At 68.0% G+C, this 15,796-nt stretch carries 16 protein-coding genes; 13 read left to right on the forward strand and 3 right to left on the reverse strand.

Going from position 1 to position 15,796, the window contains the following annotated elements; all coding sequences use genetic code 11:
- Positions 1-4: 4 nt before the first annotated feature.
- The 8 genes from rseP to AC3AP7_RS06120 all read left to right on the forward strand — a co-directional run bounded on the left by rseP (position 5) and on the right by AC3AP7_RS06120 (position 7,686).
- Complete coding sequence (rseP, locus tag AC3AP7_RS06085) at positions 5-1,375, forward strand: RIP metalloprotease RseP (protein ID WP_475764560.1); 1,371 nt, start codon at positions 5-7, stop codon at positions 1,373-1,375.
- Between the two features lie 432 nt (positions 1,376-1,807).
- Positions 1,808-2,359, forward strand: a complete 552-nt coding sequence (locus tag AC3AP7_RS06090; RefSeq protein WP_475764559.1) for an OmpH/Skp family outer membrane protein — start codon at positions 1,808-1,810, stop codon at positions 2,357-2,359.
- Positions 2,360-2,379: 20 nt separating this feature from the next.
- Positions 2,380-3,456, forward strand: coding sequence for a UDP-3-O-(3-hydroxymyristoyl)glucosamine N-acyltransferase (gene lpxD / locus AC3AP7_RS06095; RefSeq protein ID WP_475764558.1), 1,077 nt, complete (start codon positions 2,380-2,382; stop codon positions 3,454-3,456).
- A gap of 118 nt (positions 3,457-3,574) precedes the next feature.
- Positions 3,575-4,042: a 3-hydroxyacyl-ACP dehydratase FabZ gene (fabZ, locus tag AC3AP7_RS06100; RefSeq protein WP_475764557.1), complete on the forward strand. Its 468-nt coding sequence runs from the start codon at positions 3,575-3,577 to the stop codon at positions 4,040-4,042.
- 148 nt (positions 4,043-4,190) lie between these two features.
- Complete coding sequence (gene lpxA, locus AC3AP7_RS06105) at positions 4,191-4,979, forward strand: acyl-ACP--UDP-N-acetylglucosamine O-acyltransferase (protein ID WP_475764556.1); 789 nt, start codon at positions 4,191-4,193, stop codon at positions 4,977-4,979.
- 3 nt (positions 4,980-4,982) lie between these two features.
- On the forward strand, positions 4,983-6,143 hold the full coding sequence (gene lpxB, locus AC3AP7_RS06110) for a lipid-A-disaccharide synthase (protein WP_475764555.1): 1,161 nt from the start codon (positions 4,983-4,985) through the stop codon (positions 6,141-6,143).
- On the forward strand, positions 6,140-6,847 hold the full coding sequence (rnhB, locus tag AC3AP7_RS06115) for a ribonuclease HII (protein ID WP_475764554.1): 708 nt from the start codon (positions 6,140-6,142) through the stop codon (positions 6,845-6,847). Before lpxB ends, rnhB begins: the two co-directional genes overlap by 4 nt.
- Before the next feature lie 56 nt (positions 6,848-6,903).
- Positions 6,904-7,686 (forward strand): TrmH family RNA methyltransferase, encoded by a 783-nt coding sequence (locus tag AC3AP7_RS06120; protein ID WP_475764553.1) that lies wholly within the window; start codon positions 6,904-6,906, stop codon positions 7,684-7,686.
- Between the two features lie 48 nt (positions 7,687-7,734).
- Here the strand turns inward: AC3AP7_RS06120 and ppsR are convergent, their stop codons facing one another.
- Positions 7,735-8,550: a posphoenolpyruvate synthetase regulatory kinase/phosphorylase PpsR gene (gene ppsR / locus AC3AP7_RS06125; protein ID WP_475764552.1), complete on the reverse strand. Its 816-nt coding sequence runs from the start codon at positions 8,548-8,550 to the stop codon at positions 7,735-7,737.
- Between the two features lie 505 nt (positions 8,551-9,055).
- Between ppsR and ppsA the strand changes: the two genes are divergently transcribed.
- The 3 genes from ppsA to AC3AP7_RS06140 all read left to right on the forward strand — a co-directional run bounded on the left by ppsA (position 9,056) and on the right by AC3AP7_RS06140 (position 13,043).
- The gene (ppsA, locus tag AC3AP7_RS06130; protein ID WP_475764551.1) at positions 9,056-11,461 is read left to right on the forward strand and encodes a phosphoenolpyruvate synthase; all 2,406 of its coding nucleotides are present in this window, start codon (positions 9,056-9,058) and stop codon (positions 11,459-11,461) included.
- 138 nt (positions 11,462-11,599) lie between these two features.
- On the forward strand, positions 11,600-12,043 hold the full coding sequence (locus tag AC3AP7_RS06135) for an NfeD family protein (RefSeq protein ID WP_475764550.1): 444 nt from the start codon (positions 11,600-11,602) through the stop codon (positions 12,041-12,043).
- A 67-nt stretch (positions 12,044-12,110) separates the two neighbouring features.
- Complete coding sequence (locus AC3AP7_RS06140; RefSeq protein ID WP_475764549.1) at positions 12,111-13,043, forward strand: SPFH domain-containing protein; 933 nt, start codon at positions 12,111-12,113, stop codon at positions 13,041-13,043.
- A 211-nt stretch (positions 13,044-13,254) separates the two neighbouring features.
- Here the strand turns inward: AC3AP7_RS06140 and smpB are convergent, their stop codons facing one another.
- Positions 13,255-13,701, reverse strand: coding sequence for an SsrA-binding protein SmpB (gene smpB, locus AC3AP7_RS06145; RefSeq protein ID WP_475764548.1), 447 nt, complete (start codon positions 13,699-13,701; stop codon positions 13,255-13,257).
- Between the two features lie 99 nt (positions 13,702-13,800).
- On the opposite strand from smpB, the gene AC3AP7_RS06150 reads away from it, so the two are divergent.
- Complete coding sequence (locus tag AC3AP7_RS06150) at positions 13,801-14,238, forward strand: type II toxin-antitoxin system RatA family toxin (protein WP_475764547.1); 438 nt, start codon at positions 13,801-13,803, stop codon at positions 14,236-14,238.
- Between the two features lie 5 nt (positions 14,239-14,243).
- Positions 14,244-14,567, forward strand: coding sequence for an RnfH family protein (locus AC3AP7_RS06155; protein WP_475768057.1), 324 nt, complete (start codon positions 14,244-14,246; stop codon positions 14,565-14,567).
- Positions 14,568-14,764: 197 nt separating this feature from the next.
- Here AC3AP7_RS06155 and AC3AP7_RS06160 read toward each other — a convergent pair whose 3' ends face one another.
- On the reverse strand, positions 14,765-15,763 hold the full coding sequence (locus tag AC3AP7_RS06160) for a DMT family transporter (RefSeq protein ID WP_475764546.1): 999 nt from the start codon (positions 15,761-15,763) through the stop codon (positions 14,765-14,767).
- Positions 15,764-15,796: the final 33 nt, after the last annotated feature.

The raw sequence follows: 15,796 nt of genomic DNA on the forward strand, positions 1-15,796 counted from the left end.
GTCGATGAACCTGCTGATCGAAGTGCTCGCCTTCGTCGTGGCGATCGGCGTGCTCGTGGTCGTGCACGAGTACGGCCATTACAGCGTCGCACGGCTGTGCGGCGTGAAGGTGCTGCGCTTTTCGATCGGTTTCGGCAGGCCGCTGCTGCGCCGGGTCAGCCGCAAGACCGGCACCGAATGGACGATCGCCACGCTGCCGCTCGGCGGCTACGTGAAAATGCTCGACGAGCGCGAAGCGAGCGAGCCGATCCCCGCCGCACTGTTGCCGCAGGCGTTCAACCGCCAGTCGGTCGCGAGGCGGTTCGCGATCGTTGCCGCGGGGCCGATGGCGAACTTCGTGCTTGCCATCGTGCTGTTTGCGCTCGTGTTCGCGACCGGCGTGCACGAGCCGCCGGCCATCGTGGCCACACCGCTGTCCAATACCGCCGCCGCGCTCGCCGGCTTCGACGGCGGCGAGACGGTGGTGGCGGTGCGCAATGCGGGCGCGGGCGAATCGGAGCCGGTGCGCTCGTGGGCGGATCTGCGCTGGAAGCTGCTCGGTGCGGCGTTCGACCATCGCCGCGTGATTCTGACCGCGAAGAACGCGCACGGCACCTTCGATTTCCCGCTCGATCTGCGCGACGTGCCGCAGTCCGACGTCGACGGCGAATTCATGTCGCGGCTCGGCTTCGAGCCGGGCGGCGGCCAGCTGGTGGTGGCGGGCGTGCAGCCGGGCAGCGCCGCGCAGCGCGCGGGCCTCGAAGCGGGCGACCGCCTGCTGTCGTTCGACGGCACGCGGGCCGACAACGCGAGCGCCTTCATTGCGTACGTGAAGTCGCACGCGGGCAAGCCGGTCGCGCTCGACGTCGAGCGCGGCAGCCAGATCGTCGATCTGCACGTGGTGCCGCTGCTGCAGCGCGACGGCGCATCCGGCCAGCCGGTCGCGCGTATCGGCGCGGAGCTGGCTACCCAGGTGCCGTCGATCGAGGTGCGCTACGGGCCGCTCGAGAGCGTCGAACTCGGTGCGCGCCGGACCTGGGATCTGGCGGCGTACTCGGTGCGGATGTTCGGCCGGATGGTGGTGGGCGAGGCGTCGCTGAAGAACCTGTCCGGTCCGGTGACGATTGCGGACTATGCGGGCAAGAGCGCGCGGCTCGGTCCGTCGGCGTTCATGTCGTTTCTGGCGCTTGTCAGCATCAGCCTCGGCGTGCTGAACCTGCTGCCGATTCCGGTATTGGACGGGGGCCATCTGTTATATTATCTGGTCGAAGCCGCAACCGGCAAAGCCGTCTCGGACCGCTGGCAGCTGGTGCTCCAGCGCGCGGGCCTCGCCTGTATCGTTGCATTGTCCGCGATCGCGCTATTCAACGATCTGGCTCGCCTGATCCATTTTTGACGGCGCGGGTGGCGGTTCTGCTCGACATGGGGGACGCACGTTGCTGAAGCCTCACCGTTCTACGCCTGCGACGGCCGCTGCCGCAGGGCCGGCCGCCGCGGCGCCGGCCGCGCGCGCAACGGGGCCGTTCGCGGGAACAGACGGCGGGGCGAGCCGGCAGCGCGATCTGGCGGCGATCGAAACCGGCGGCCCGTATCGCAGGCCGCCGCGCTCCGGTGCCACGGCCTGTCGCGAGCGTCGGGCCGTGCGTTCGCCGGTGTCGCCCCGGGCGCTGCGCGGCCCGGGCGGCTTGCCGACTCATGGACTCCCGTATCACGAAACCGGCGCGAATGCGCGGTGCCGCACGCGAGCGTGCGCCCCGCGTCGTGGCGGATGGGTATTCAGACGCGGCGGCCCGGCATGCATCCGGGTCTCTTTTACAGTAGCGAGAGGATGACTTTGCGAACCGGTATGTTTTCCAAACGGGTGGCGTGTGTGCTGGCGCTGGCTTTGACTTTGGGCGTGGGCGCCGCGCAGGCGCAGGAAGCACGGATTGCGGCAGTCAATTCGGATCGCATTCTGCGCGAATCGGCGCCGGCGAAGGCTGCACAACTGAAGCTCGAGGCCGAGTTCGCCAAGCGCGACAAGGATCTGCAGAACATGGCGCAGAAGCTGAAGTCGATGTCCGATGCGCTCGACAAGAACGGCGCGTCGATGTCGGCAGCCGACCGCGCGCAGAAGCAGCAGGAACTGTCACAGCTCGACAGCGACTTCCAGCGCAAGCAGCGCGAATTCCGCGAAGACCTGAACCAGCGCCGCAACGAGGAGCTCGCCTCGGTGCTCGACCGCGCGAACAAGGTGATCAAGCAGATTGCGGAGCAGCAGCATTACGACCTGATCGTGCAGGAAGCGGTGTATGTGAGCCCGCGCATCGATATCACGGACCAGGTGCTGAAGGCACTGGCAGCCACGCAGGCAAGCGGCGCGGCCGCCACCGGCAATTGAACAGCAGGAGCAGTACAGGCATGGCATTTACGCTCGAGGAGATCGTCCAGCGCTTCGGCGGCGAAATCGCGGGGGACGGGTCGCAGCGCGTCGCGGGCCTCGCGCCGCTCGACCAGGCCGGTCCGGACCAGCTGGCTTTCCTCGCCAATCCGAAATACCTCGCGCAGGTAGAAACCACCCGGGCGGGCGCGGTGCTGATCAGCGCCGCCGATCTCGCGAAGGTGAACGGGCGCGACGGCCGTCACTTCATCGTCACCCCGAATCCGTATGCTTATTTCGCGCGGCTCGCGCAGGCCTTCATCGACATGGCCGCGCCGCGGGCCGTGCCCGGCGTGCATCCGGGCGCGCATATCGACGCGTCCGCACAGGTCGCGGCGAGCGCGGTGATCGGGCCGAACGTCACGGTCGAGGCCGGCGCGGTGATCGGCGAGCACGTGCGGCTCGATGCGAACGTCGTGGTCGGCCGCGGCACGCGGATCGGCGCGGGCGCGCACCTGTACCCGAACGTCTGCGTCTATCACGGCTGCACGCTCGGCGAGCGCGTGATCGTGCATGCCGGCGCGGTGATCGGCTCCGACGGCTTCGGCTTCGCGCCGGACTTCGTCGGCGAAGGCGACGCGCGCACCGGCAGCTGGGTCAAGATTCCGCAGGTCGGCGGAGTGACGGTCGGCGCGGATGTCGAAATCGGCGCGAACACGACGATCGACCGCGGCGCGATGGCCGACACCGTCATTGAGACCTGCGTGAAGATCGACAATCTCGTGCAGATCGGCCACAACTGCCGGATCGGCGCATACACGGTGATCGCGGGCTGCGCGGGCATCGCCGGCAGCACGACGATCGGCCGCCATTGCATGATCGGCGGCGCGGTGGGCATCGCGGGCCACGTGACGCTCGCCGACCACGTGATCGTGACCGCCAAGTCGGGCGTGTCGAAGTCGCTGCTGAAGCCGGGCATGTACACGAGCGCATTTCCGGCGGTCGAACACGCGGACTGGAATCGCAGCGCGGCGCTGATGCGCAACCTCGACAAGCTGCGCGACCGTATCAAGGCGCTCGAAGCGGCCGTCGCCGCGAGCGCGCCGGACAACGCATGAGCGCCCGCCGCGCCGCGCGCGGGCGGCGCGCGCCGGCTCCGCGCCGCATGCGGGATCAACCGAACGCAATCCGTATCCGCAGTCAACATCGCGCAGTCAATGCGTGAGCAGAAACACCATGAGCACCGAAAAAATCAATCTCGACATCCACAAGATTCTCACGCTGCTGCCGCATCGCTACCCGATCCTGCTCGTTGACCGCGTGCTCGAACTCGAACCGCACAAGAGCATCAAGGCGCTGAAGAACGTGTCGATCAACGAACCGTACTTCATGGGGCATTTCCCGAACCGTCCGGTGATGCCGGGCGTGCTCATTCTGGAGGCGCTCGCCCAGACCGCGGCGCTCCTGACGTTCTCGGAAGAACCCAGCGACCCGTCGAACACGCTGTACCTGTTCGTGGGCATCGACAATGCGCGCTTCAAGCGCGTCGTCGAGCCGGGCGACCAGCTGATCCTGAACGCGGTGTTCGAGCGCCATATGCGCGGCATCTGGAAGTTCAAGGCGCGCGCCGAGGTCGACGGCGTCGTGGCGGCGGAAGCGGACCTGATGTGCGCGGTCCGGCAAATGGACGCGGACGGCAAGTAAGCCGGGACACGGTCCGGGTCCACGCGCGCTTCGCACGGCCCCCGCCCTGGCGGCCCGGGGCGCGGCACCCGGGCAACGCAGGCCGGCCCGCGCGCACGCGCGCCGCGGCGGCCATCAGAACAGGCAATGGAACAGGAAGCGAGGGCGCATGAGCAGAATTCACCCCACCGCGGTCGTCGAGCCGGGTGCACAGCTCGATGAAACGGTCGAAGTCGGCCCGTATGCGATCATCGGGCCGCACGTCACGGTCGGCGCGGGCACGACCATCGGTTCGCACAGCGTGCTCGAAGGTCATACGACGATCGGCGCACAGAATACGATCGGCCACTACGCGTCGATCGGCGGCCGTCCGCAGGACATGAAGTACAAGGGCGAGCCGACCCGGCTCGAAATCGGCGAGCGCAACACGATCCGCGAATTCACGACGATCCACACCGGCACCGTGCAGGATGCGGGCGTCACGTCGCTTGGCGACGACAACTGGATCATGGCCTACGTGCACGTCGGCCACGACTGCCGCATCGGCAACAACGTGATCCTGTCGAGCAATGCGCAGATGGCGGGGCACGTGACGGTCGGCGATTACGCGATCGTCGGCGGCATGTCCGGCGTGCACCAGTTCGTGCGCATCGGCGCGCACGCGATGCTCGGCGGCGCGTCCGCGCTCGTGCAGGACGTCCCGCCGTTCGTGATCGCCGCCGGCAACAAGGCCGAGCCGCACGGGATCAACGTCGAAGGATTGCGCCGGCGCGATTTTTCGCCGGATGCGATCTCGGCGCTGCGTGCCGCATACCGGCTGCTGTACAAGAACGGCCTGTCGCTCGACGAAGCGATCGCGCAACTGCGCGAGCTGGCGAGCGCGGGCGGCGAGGGCGATGCGCCGGTGCAGGCGCTGATCGACTTCGTCGTTGCGTCGCAGCGCGGCATCATCCGCTAGCCGATGGTCCTGCAACCCAGTCCGCTGCGCATCGCCATGGCCGCCGGCGAGCCGTCCGGCGACCTGCTCGCCGCGTCGCTGCTGGCGGGCCTCGCAAGCCGGCTGCCGGCCGGCACGCAGTACTACGGGATCGGCGGTCCGCGGATGAGCGCGGCCGGCTTCGATGCGCACTGGCCGCTGGACAAGCTCACGGTGCGCGGCTATGTCGAAGCGCTGCGCCATATTCCCGAAATTCTCGGCATCCGCAATGAACTGAAGCGCCAGCTGCTCGCGGAGCCGCCGGCCGCCTTCGTCGGCGTCGATGCGCCGGACTTCAACTTCGGCCTGGAGCAGGCGCTGCGCGGCGCGGGCATTCCGACCGTGCATTTCGTCTGTCCGTCGATCTGGGCGTGGCGCGGCGGCCGCATCAGGAAGATCGCGCGGGCGGTCGACCATATGCTGTGCGTGTTCCCGTTCGAAACGGCGTTGCTGGAGAAGGCGGGGGTGGCGGCGTCCTACGTCGGTCATCCGCTGGCCGACGAGATTCCGCTCGAACCCGACACCGCGGGCGCGCGGCGCGCGCTCGGCCTGCCCGAGGGCGTGCCGCTGATCGCGGTGCTGCCGGGCAGCCGGCGCTCGGAAATCGCGCTCATCGGGCCGACGTTTTTCGCGGCGATGGAATTGATGCAGCAGCGCGAGCCGGGTGTGCAATTCGTGATGCCGGCCGCGACGCCGGCGCTGCGCGCGCTGCTGCAGCCGCTCGTGGATGCCCACCCGAACCTTGCGCTGACGGTGGTCGATGGCCAGTCGCAGGAGGCGATGACGGCGGCGGACGCGATCCTCGTGAAGAGCGGCACGGTGACGCTCGAAGCCGCGTTGCTGAAAAAGCCGATGGTGATCTCGTACAAGGTGCCCTGGCTGACCGGCGAGATCATGCGCCGTCAGGGCTATCTGCCCTATGTCGGACTGCCGAATATTCTGGCGGGGCGCTTCGTCGTGCCGGAAATCCTGCAGCAGTTCGCCACGCCCGACGCGCTGGCCGAGGCGACGCTCACGCAATTGCGCGACGACGCGAACCGCCGCACGCTGAGGGAGATCTTCACCGGGATGCATCATGTGCTGCGGCAGAATACCGCGCAGCGTGCGGCCGAAGTGGTCGCGCAGGTCGTCGAGGCGCGCCGGTGACCGGCGCGCGCGGGGCGCGGCGCGGGCTCGTCCTGCCGCAGGGACAGGGCGGCCTCGATTTCGACGCGCCCGACGAAATCGTCTGCGGCGTCGACGAGGCGGGGCGCGGGCCGCTCGCCGGCCCGGTGGTGGCGGCGGCGGTGATTCTCGATCCGTCGCGGCCGATGATCCGCGGCCTCGACGACTCGAAGGCGCTCAGCGCGAAAAAGCGCGAAGCGCTCTACGACAGGATCGTCGAGCGCGCGCTGGCGTATAGCGTCGCGTCCGCGTCGGTCGAGGAGATCGACACGCTGAACATTCTGCACGCGACGATGCTCGCGATGAAGCGCGCGGTCGAGGCGCTCGCGGTCGTGCCCACGCTCGTGAAAATCGACGGCAATCGCTGTCCGCCGCTGACGGTGCGCAGCGAGGCGGTGATCGGCGGCGACGCGCTCGTCAAGTCGATCTCGGCTGCGTCGATTCTCGCGAAGGTCACGCGCGACCGGATGCTGCTCGATCTGCACGCGCGCTTTCCGATGTATGGTTTCGACCAGCACGCCGGCTATGGCACGCCGCGGCATCTGGCCGCGCTGCGGGAGCACGGCCCGTGCGAGCATCACCGGCGCTCGTTCGCGCCGGTGCGCGAAGCGGCGCTGCGCGTCGCGAACGGGCCGGCCGCGACGGTTACGCTGGCCGTGCGCGGCGGCGCACCCGTGCGCGGTTGAGCAGCGTCCGCCCGCGCACCGGAATTCCTGTCACCCTGTCACTGTCTGCGCTGCCTGTGAAAGCCATTACGTCGCGGGACAATCCGCTCTACAAACGCCTGAAGGCGCTCGCCGGCTCGACGCATCAGCAGCGCCGCAGCGGCCACGCGCTGCTCGAAGGCTTTCATCTGGCGGGCGCGTATCTCGACGTCGCCGGTCAGCCCGAAACCTGCGTCGTGACCGAAGACGCGTTGCGCCACGCGGAAGCGCAGGCGCTCGTCGCGCGGATCGACGCGCGGCGCGTCGTTACGCTGCCGGATGCATTGTTCGGACAACTGTCGAATGTCGAGCACGGCGTCGGGATGCTGCTGCTGGTCGAGAAGCTGGCGGCGCCCTGGCCGGCGTCGGTCGAGCAGACCTGCGTGGTGCTCGACGGCGTGCAGGACGCCGGCAATGTTGGCTCGATCCTGCGCAGCGCGGCGGCGGCCGGCGTGCGCCAGGTGTTCTGCGCGCCGGGCACGGCCTATGCGTGGTCGTCCAAGGTGCTGCGCGCGGGGATGGGTGCGCACTTCATGCTGCAGATTCATGAGGACGTCGAACCGCAGGCGCTGCGCGAGCGGCTGCGGGTACCGGTGGCGCTCACCGACTCGCACGGCGCCGAGGCGCTCTACGACTGCGATCTCGCGCGTCCGCTTGCGTGGGTCTTCGGCAACGAGGGCGCGGGCGTCTCGCAGACCTGGCGCGACGCGGTCGCACTGCGCGTGACGATCCCGCAGCCGGGCGGGATGGAGTCGCTGAACGTGGCGGCCGCGGCCGCGGTCTGCCTGTTCGAGCAATGCCGGCAGCAGCGGCCGCGCTAGCCGCGGCGTGAGCGGCGCGCACGGTGGCGCCCGCCGCCGCGCGCGCCGTCAGTAAGCCGGGCGGTCGAGCCTGATTTCCTGCAGGATCGTCGTGGCGATTTCCTCGATCGACTTGTGCGTCGACGACAGCCACTTGATCCCTTCGCGCCGCATCATCGCCTCCGCTTCGTTGATCTCGTAGCGGCAGTTTTCGAGGGCGGCGTACTTGCTGCCCGGGCGCCGCTCGTTGCGGATCTCCGAGAGCCGCTGCGGGTCGATCGACAGCCCGAACAGCTTGCCGCGGTGTCCGAGCAGCGGCGTCGGCAGCTTGCCGCGTTCGAAGTCGTCCGGGATCAGCGGATAGTTCGCGGCCTTCACGCCGTACTGCATCGCGAGGTAGAGGCTCGTCGGCGTCTTGCCGCTGCGCGACACCCCGACGAGGATCACGTCCGCGTCCGCAAGATTGCGGTTCGACTGGCCGTCGTCGTGCGCGAGCGAGAAGTTGATCGCCTCGATCCGGTTCTTGTACTCCTCGGTGTCGGCGTTCTGGTGACCGCGGCCCATCGCATGGCTCGACTTCAGTTCGAGCTCCTGTTCGAGCGGCTCGATGAAGGTCTGGAACATGTCGAGCACCAGCGCATTCGCCCCCTTGACGATCTGGTTCGACGTGCTGTCGACCAGCGTCGTGAAGACGATCGGCCGCCGGCCGTCGTGCACGCTCGCTTCGGCGATCTTCTCGATGGTCGCGTAGGCCTTGTCCGGCGAATCGACGAACGGCACGCGCACGAGGCGGAATTTCTGGTCGAACTGCGACAGGATCGAATGCGCGAAGGTCTCGGCAGTGATCCCGGTACCGTCGGAGACGATGAATACGGTAGGCGGCATCGGAAGAGCAGGGGCTGAAGGGGGCTGATGGGGCTGAACGTGTTCGCCGCGGCTCCGGCAGGCACGTATCCTGCTGGATTCGGGCGGGGCGCGCGCCCCGCCCGCGCGGCGCCGCCTGGGTGTCCCGGACACGCGGGCTGGCCGCTTCCGGGGCGCTATTCGTGTGCGGGCGCCACATTTCGAGAGGCGGCACGGTAGAATAGCGGCAACCTGTCCGATAAGCAATTGCAGCCGATCCGCGCACGATCTGTTTCGAATCTGCGCCGATCGTTCGCCGAATGGGCGGTGTTTCGCTGTGCTCGCGCGACGAGTCACGGCAACTTCGCCAAATTTCCCGCTTCGTCGCGCTTTTGCGTGCTTCGTTGCGGGGGCCGCCCCGTGCCGCGATGGCTTATCCGACAGGTTGTGCAAGACGCGAACCCCAGCTGTCCAGGCGCCCCTGATGGGCGCGCGCGTCCAAGCCCACTTGCACAGCCGAGCATTTTTTTCACACTTAGGGGCTTGTATGACTAACGCAGTTAACGTCGCAAAGGACAAGGCGTATGTAATTCCGTTCGAGCAGTTGCGGATGACCGATGTGGAAATCGTGGGCGGCAAGAACGCGTCCCTCGGCGAGATGATCAGTCAGCTCGCCGAGGCCGGCGTCCGCGTGCCGACCGGTTTCGCCACGACCGCGCTTGCGTTTCGTGACTTCCTGCAGCACAACGGTCTGACCGAACGGATCGCCGGGCGTCTCGCGTCGCTCGACGTGGACGACGTGAAGGCGCTCGCCGACGCGGGCCGCGAAATCCGCCAGTGGATCGTCGACGCGCCGCTGCAGGCGCAACTCGAGTCCGAAATCCGCGCGGCCTTCGCGGTGCTCACCGCGAGCTCGCCGGCGGAGCTGTCGTTCGCGGTGCGCTCGTCGGCGACCGCCGAAGACCTGCCTGACGCGTCGTTCGCGGGCCAGCAGGAAAGCTACCTGAACGTGGTCGGCATCGACGACGTGCTCGACCGCATGAAGCACGTGTTCGCGTCGCTGTACAACGACCGCGCGATCTCCTACCGCGTCCACAAGGGCTTCACGCACGCCGAAGTGGCGCTGTCGGCCGGCGTGCAGCGCATGGTGCGCTCGGACGTCGGCGCGGCCGGCGTGATGTTCACGCTCGATACCGAATCCGGCTTCAAGGACGCGGTGTTCATCACGTCGAGCTACGGCCTCGGCGAAACGGTCGTCCAGGGCGCGGTCAATCCGGACGAGTTCTACGTCTTCAAGACGACGCTCGCCCAGGGCAAATACCCGATCATCCGCCGCTCGATCGGCTCGAAGCTGATCCGGATGGAGTTCACGAAGCCGGGCGAGCCGGGTCGCGTGAAGACCGTCGACGTGTCGCACGAGCAGCGCAACCGCTACTCGATCACGGACGAAGACGTGATCGAGCTCGCGAAGTACGCGGTCATCATCGAGCAGCATTACCAGCGCCCGATGGACATCGAGTGGGGCAAGGACGGCCGCGACGGCAAGCTGTTCATCCTGCAGGCGCGTCCGGAGACCGTGAAGAGCCAGGCATCCGGCAAGTCCGAGCAGCGCTTCAAGCTGAAGGGCCAGTCGCAGGTGATCGTCACCGGCCGCGCGATCGGCCAGAAGATCGGCGCGGGCCCGGTGCGCGTGATTCGCGATCCGTCGGAGATGGACCGCGTGCAGCCGGGCGACGTGCTGGTGGCCGACATGACCGACCCGAACTGGGAACCGGTGATGAAGCGCGCGTCGGCGATCGTCACGAACCGCGGCGGGCGCACCTGCCACGCGGCGATCATCGCGCGCGAGCTCGGCGTACCGGCCGTGGTGGGCTGCGGCGACGCCACCGACCTGCTGAAGGACGGCTCGCTCGTCACGGTGTCGTGCGCCGAGGGCGACGAGGGCAAGATCTACGACGGCCTGCTCGAAACCGAAGTCACCGAAGTGCAGCGCGGCGAACTGCCGGCGATTCCGGTGAAGATCATGATGAACGTCGGCAATCCGCAGCTCGCGTTCGACTTCTCGCAACTGCCCAACAGCGGCGTGGGGCTCGCGCGGCTCGAGTTCATCATCAACAACAACATCGGCGTGCACCCGAAGGCGATCCTCGAGTACCCGAACGTCGACGCCGACCTGAAGAAGGCCGTCGAGAGCGTGGCGCGCGGCCACGCGTCGCCGCGTGCGTTCTACGTCGACAAGCTGACCGAAGGCATCGCGACGATCGCCGCGGCGTTCTATCCGAAGCCCGTGATCGTGCGCCTGTCGGACTTCAAGTCGAACGAGTACAAGAAGCTGATCGGCGGCTCGCGCTACGAGCCGGACGAGGAAAATCCGATGCTCGGCTTCCGCGGCGCGTCGCGCTACATCGCGAGCGACTTCGCTGAGGCGTTCCAGATGGAGTGCGCGGCGCTGAAGAAGGTGCGCGAGGAGATGGGCCTCGACAACGTCGAGATCATGGTGCCGTTCGTGCGCACGCTGAAGCAGGCGGAGCGCGTGGTCGGCCTGCTGGAGAAGTTCGGCCTGAAGCGCGGCCAGAACGGCCTGCGCCTGATCATGATGTGCGAGGTGCCGTCCAACGCGATTCTCGCCGAGGAGTTCCTGCAGTTCTTCGACGGCTTCTCGATCGGTTCGAACGACCTTACGCAGCTCACGCTCGGCCTCGACCGCGACTCCGGCATGGAACTGCTCGCGGTCGATTTCGACGAGCGCGACGAAGCGGTCAAGTTCATGCTTCAGCGCGCGATCGAAACCTGCCTGCGGCTGAACAAGTATGTCGGCATCTGCGGCCAGGGCCCGTCGGATCATCCGGACTTCGCGCAGTGGCTGACCGAGCAGGGCATCGCGTCGATCTCGCTGAACCCGGACACGATCATCGGGACGTGGCAGGCGCTCGCGGGCAACGGATCGAAGTAAGGTCGGCTGCCGCTTCGATGCATCAGGCATCGAAGCGGCGCGCCGCTGTGCCGGGCGCGTGCGTACCCGCGAAACCGACCCCAATTCGTGCTATAAACACCCCGGTGGAGCCGGGGTGTTTTGCTTTGGGAGACCGCTGTGACGCCTGATGGACTGTTCTGGTGGATCGGGGCGGGCGTGCTCGTCGTGCTGGAGTTGATGAGCGGCACCTTTTATCTGTTGATGATCGCGCTGGGCTGCGTCGCGGGCGGCGTGGCGCGCGTGGCCGGCGCCGGGATCGACGCGCAGCTCGGGCTGGCGGCGGCGGTCGCGCTGGCGGCGGTGCTGATCCTGCGTCGCACGCGCTTTGCGCGCAAGCCGCGCGCCGACGCCGCGCGCAACCCCGACGTGAATCTCGATATCGGCCAGACGCTGGTCGTCACCGGCTGGCGCGACGGCCGCGCGCGCGCGAACTACCGCGGCGCCGCGTGGGACGTCGAACTCGCGCCGGGCGAGCCCGAGGACGCGCCGCTCTACGAGATCCGCGCGCTCGACGGCAGCCGGCTGGTCGTCATCGCGAGCCGGCACGCGCGGCACGGCTGACGCGAGCACGCCGCCCGTGGACCCGCTGTCCGGCGTTCTTTCCTTCCTGTCATCGAACGGAGTCACCATGGATTCGACTATCGCCGCACTCGTGCTGCTCATCATCGTGATCGTGCTGGCGGCGCAGACCATCAAGATCGTGCCGCAGCAGCACGCATGGGTGCTCGAGCGGCTCGGCCGCTACCACGCGACGCTCACGCCCGGCTTGAGCTTTGTCGTGCCGTTCGTCGACCGCGTCGCGTACCGGCACGTGCTGAAGGAGATTCCGCTCGACGTGCCGAGCCAGGTCTGCATCACGCGCGACAACACGCAACTGCAGGTCGACGGCGTGCTGTACTTTCAGGTCACCGATCCGATGAAGGCGTCGTATGGATCGAGCAATTTCGTGCTGGCGATCACGCAGTTGTCGCAGACCACGCTGCGCTCGGTGATCGGCAAGCTCGAACTCGACAAGACCTTCGAGGAGCGCGACTTCATCAATCACAGCATTGTGTCCGCGCTTGACGAGGCGGCGTCGAACTGGGGCGTGAAGGTGCTGCGCTACGAGATCAAGGACCTCACGCCGCCGAAGGAGATCCTGCACGCGATGCAGGCGCAGATCACCGCGGAGCGCGAGAAGCGCGCGTTGATCGCGGCCTCCGAAGGGCGTCGCCAGGAGCAGATCAACATCGCGTCCGGCGGGCGCGAGGCGGCGATCCAGAAGTCCGAGGGCGAGCGTCAGGCGGCGATCAACCAGGCCCAGGGCGAGGCCGCCGCGATTCTGGCGGTGGCCGAAGCGAACGCACAGGCGATCCAGAAGATCGCCGCGGCGATCCAGTCGACCGGCGGCATGGAGGCCGTCAACCTGAAGGTCGCCGAGCAGTATGTGAATGCGTTCGGCAATCTGGCCAAGCAGGGCAATACGCTGATCGTGCCGGGCGACCTGTCGAACCTGAGCAGCATGATCGCGTCGGCGCTCACCATCGTCACGCGCGGCAAGAGCGGCGCCGACGCGCGCTGAGCGCGGCGTTCGCATCACGCACGAGCGGAGGGGGCGAGCAGCGGGCGGCGGGTATGCGGGCGCCATGCGGGCACGACGGGGCCCGCCGGCGTCATGTGGGCGCGAGGGTGTACGCATGCGCCATGCACGCGCGAGGGCGGGGCGCATGGGCCGTGCAGGCGCGAGGCGGCGCGCACGCGCCCACGCAGGCACGTGATCGCGCGAAGCCGCGCTAGGCGGACGAGCGCATCAGACGCGCGCGTTCGCGCTCCCAGTCGCGCTTTTTCTCGGTCTCGCGCTTGTCGTGCAGTTTCTTGCCCTTCGCGAGGCCGATCTCGCACTTCACGCGGCCTTCCTTGTAGTGGAAATTCAGCGGCACCAGCGTGTAGCCGCGTTGCTCGACCTTGCCGATCAGCTTGCTGATCTCCGCGCGGTGCAGCAGCAGCTTGCGGGTGCGCACCGGATCCGGCTGGATGTGCGTGGACGCCTCGGGCAGCGGGCTGATGTGCGTGCCGATCAGGAACAGCTCGCCGTGTTTGATCACGACGTAGCCCTCCTTGATCTGGCCGCGCCCGGCGCGCAGTGCCTTGACCTCCCATCCTTCGAGCACGAGGCCGGCTTCGTAGCGTTCCTCGATCGAGTAGTCGAAGAATGCCTTGCGGTTGTCTATGATGCTCATGAATGCAAAAGGCCCAACTCGTTTAAAATCGGGATTTTAGCAAAGCGCGGCCGTGAAGGCCCGCTGCGCTCGTCCACTCTCGCCTGCGCCGGCCAATTTATGGCAGATGTCCAGAAAACCGTGTTGATACGCCATTCGGCGGAACAGATGTTCGACCTCGTCACCGACGTCGCGGACTACCCGAACTTCCTGCCCTGGTGCGGCGGCGTCGAGATCCGCCATCAGGACGACACCAGCATGGAAGCGCGGATCGACATCCACTTCAAGGGCATCCGGCAGCATTTCGCGACCCGCAACACGATGCAGCGGCCCACCCGCATCGACATGGAATTCGCAGACGGACCGTTTCGCCGCTTCACCGGCTACTGGCGCTTCACGTCGCTGCGCGCCGACGCGTGCAAGATCGAGTTTGCGCTGCATTACGAATTTGCGAGCGTGATCCTGGAGAAACTGATCGGCCCGGTGTTCAGCCATATCGCCAACACGTTCGTCGAATCGTTCGTGAAGCGCGCGGACCAGCGCTGGGGCAAGGCATGAGCACGATGCTGTCGGTCGAGCTTGCCTACGCGGAGCCCGGCGCACAGGTGCTGATGCCGCTGTCGCTGCCCGAGGGGGCGACGCTGCGCGACGCACTCGCGGCGAGCGGCATCCTGACCCGCTTTCCCCACCTCGATCCCGCCACGTTGAAGACCGGCGTGTTCGGCAAGCTCAAGCCGCTCGATGCGCCGCTTGCCGACCACGACCGGGTCGAGCTTTACCGGCCGCTTGTCGCCGACCCCAAGGCCGCGCGCCGGCGCCGGGTCGAGAAGGCGCGCCGCGACGGGTCGGTCGAAGGGCGCAAGTGGACGAATCGCGACGCGCGGTAGCGCCCGCGGATAGCGCGGGGCCGGCCGTCCATGCTTCAGTCTACGCTTCGGTCCATGCGTCGGTAAGCCGCGGTGCACGCGCCCTGTGGCGGGCGTCATGCGCCTTGCGTCGGGCGTGATGCGCCCTGTGGCGGGCGTCATGCGCCTTGCGTCGGGCGTGATGCGCCTTGCGCCGGGCGTCATGCACCCTGTGGCGGTCACGGCGCCGAAGCCGGCGTGCGGCCGGCGGGCGAGCGCGCGTCATGGTTCGCCGCATGGAGGCGGACCGACCCGCTGACGCCCGCGACCAGCAGTACGATCGCCGCGCATTCGAGCGGCCGCGGCAGCCGGTGGTCGTAAATGAACGCATACAGCAGCGCGAACAGCGTCTCGAATACGATCATCTGGCCGGACAGCGTGAGCGGCAGGCGTCTCGATGCCGCGTTCCACAGCCCGTTGCCGAGCCACGACGCGCCGATCGCGAGTCCGAGATTCAGCACCCAGAACGTATGCCAGCGCGCCGTGCTCGCCGGCGCGGCGAGACTGCCGGCGGGCAGCAGCGCGAGCGCGAGCCACAGCCCCGCGCCGAGCGCGCCGGTCACCACGCCCCATAGCAGCGACCATTCGTTGTCGCCGAAGCGTGTCTGGCTGCGCAGATAGCGCGCGTTGGCGACCGCGAAGTGGGTCCAGCACACGAGCGCGCCGAGCGCGCAGCCGAGCCCGAGCAGCTTCAGCGGGCCCGATACGGCAGGAACCGCGCCGGAAGCCGCACCATGAGCCGCGCCGTGCCCGCCCAGCACGTCGACGTTGATGCACACGATGCCGGCCGCGACCAGCGCCAGCGGCCAGACGAGGCGCGCAAGCCGCGGCGCGCCGTGGTCGCCGCGTCCGATCAGCGTCACCGTGAGCGGCAGCACGCCGACGATCAGCGAGGTGGGCGCGATGCCGATCAGATGGACTGCGGCGGTCAGCAGCAGGTAGTACAGCAGGTTGCCGACGAGCGCGAGTCTGACGAGGGCCGCCAGATCGGCGCGCGTCAGGCGCGCGAGCAGCGTACGCGCGAGCGGCAGCGCGGCGGCGAGCGAGACGGCGCCGTACATCGTGTAGCGTCCCGCGCTCAGCAGCAGCGGCGAAAAATCGGGCAGCATCCGCGGCACCAGAAACACCATTCCCCACAACGCACCCGCCATCACGCCATACGCTACGCCCTGCCGCATCGACTGCTCCCGCCTGAAAACGATCCGGGGCGA

The organism is Paraburkholderia sp. PAMB 6770 (genome assembly GCF_057748135.1).

Coding starts and splice junctions, on each gene's coding strand:
- lpxD (WP_475764558.1), top strand. CDS start 2,380: ATGGCATTTACGCTCGAGGAGATCGTCCAGCGCTTCGGCGGCGAAATC.
- AC3AP7_RS06155 (WP_475768057.1), top strand. CDS start 14,244: ATGCTGTCGGTCGAGCTTGCCTACGCGGAGCCCGGCGCACAGGTGCTG.
- ppsR (WP_475764552.1), bottom strand. CDS start 8,550: ATGCCGCCTACCGTATTCATCGTCTCCGACGGTACCGGGATCACTGCC.
- smpB (WP_475764548.1), bottom strand. CDS start 13,701: ATGAGCATCATAGACAACCGCAAGGCATTCTTCGACTACTCGATCGAG.
- fabZ (WP_475764557.1), top strand. CDS start 3,575: ATGAGCACCGAAAAAATCAATCTCGACATCCACAAGATTCTCACGCTG.
- ppsA (WP_475764551.1), top strand. CDS start 9,056: ATGACTAACGCAGTTAACGTCGCAAAGGACAAGGCGTATGTAATTCCG.
- rseP (WP_475764560.1), top strand. CDS start 5: ATGAACCTGCTGATCGAAGTGCTCGCCTTCGTCGTGGCGATCGGCGTG.
- AC3AP7_RS06090 (WP_475764559.1), top strand. CDS start 1,808: ATGACTTTGCGAACCGGTATGTTTTCCAAACGGGTGGCGTGTGTGCTG.
- AC3AP7_RS06150 (WP_475764547.1), top strand. CDS start 13,801: ATGGCAGATGTCCAGAAAACCGTGTTGATACGCCATTCGGCGGAACAG.
- lpxA (WP_475764556.1), top strand. CDS start 4,191: ATGAGCAGAATTCACCCCACCGCGGTCGTCGAGCCGGGTGCACAGCTC.
- lpxB (WP_475764555.1), top strand. CDS start 4,983: ATGGTCCTGCAACCCAGTCCGCTGCGCATCGCCATGGCCGCCGGCGAG.
- AC3AP7_RS06160 (WP_475764546.1), bottom strand. CDS start 15,763: ATGCGGCAGGGCGTAGCGTATGGCGTGATGGCGGGTGCGTTGTGGGGA.
- AC3AP7_RS06140 (WP_475764549.1), top strand. CDS start 12,111: ATGGATTCGACTATCGCCGCACTCGTGCTGCTCATCATCGTGATCGTG.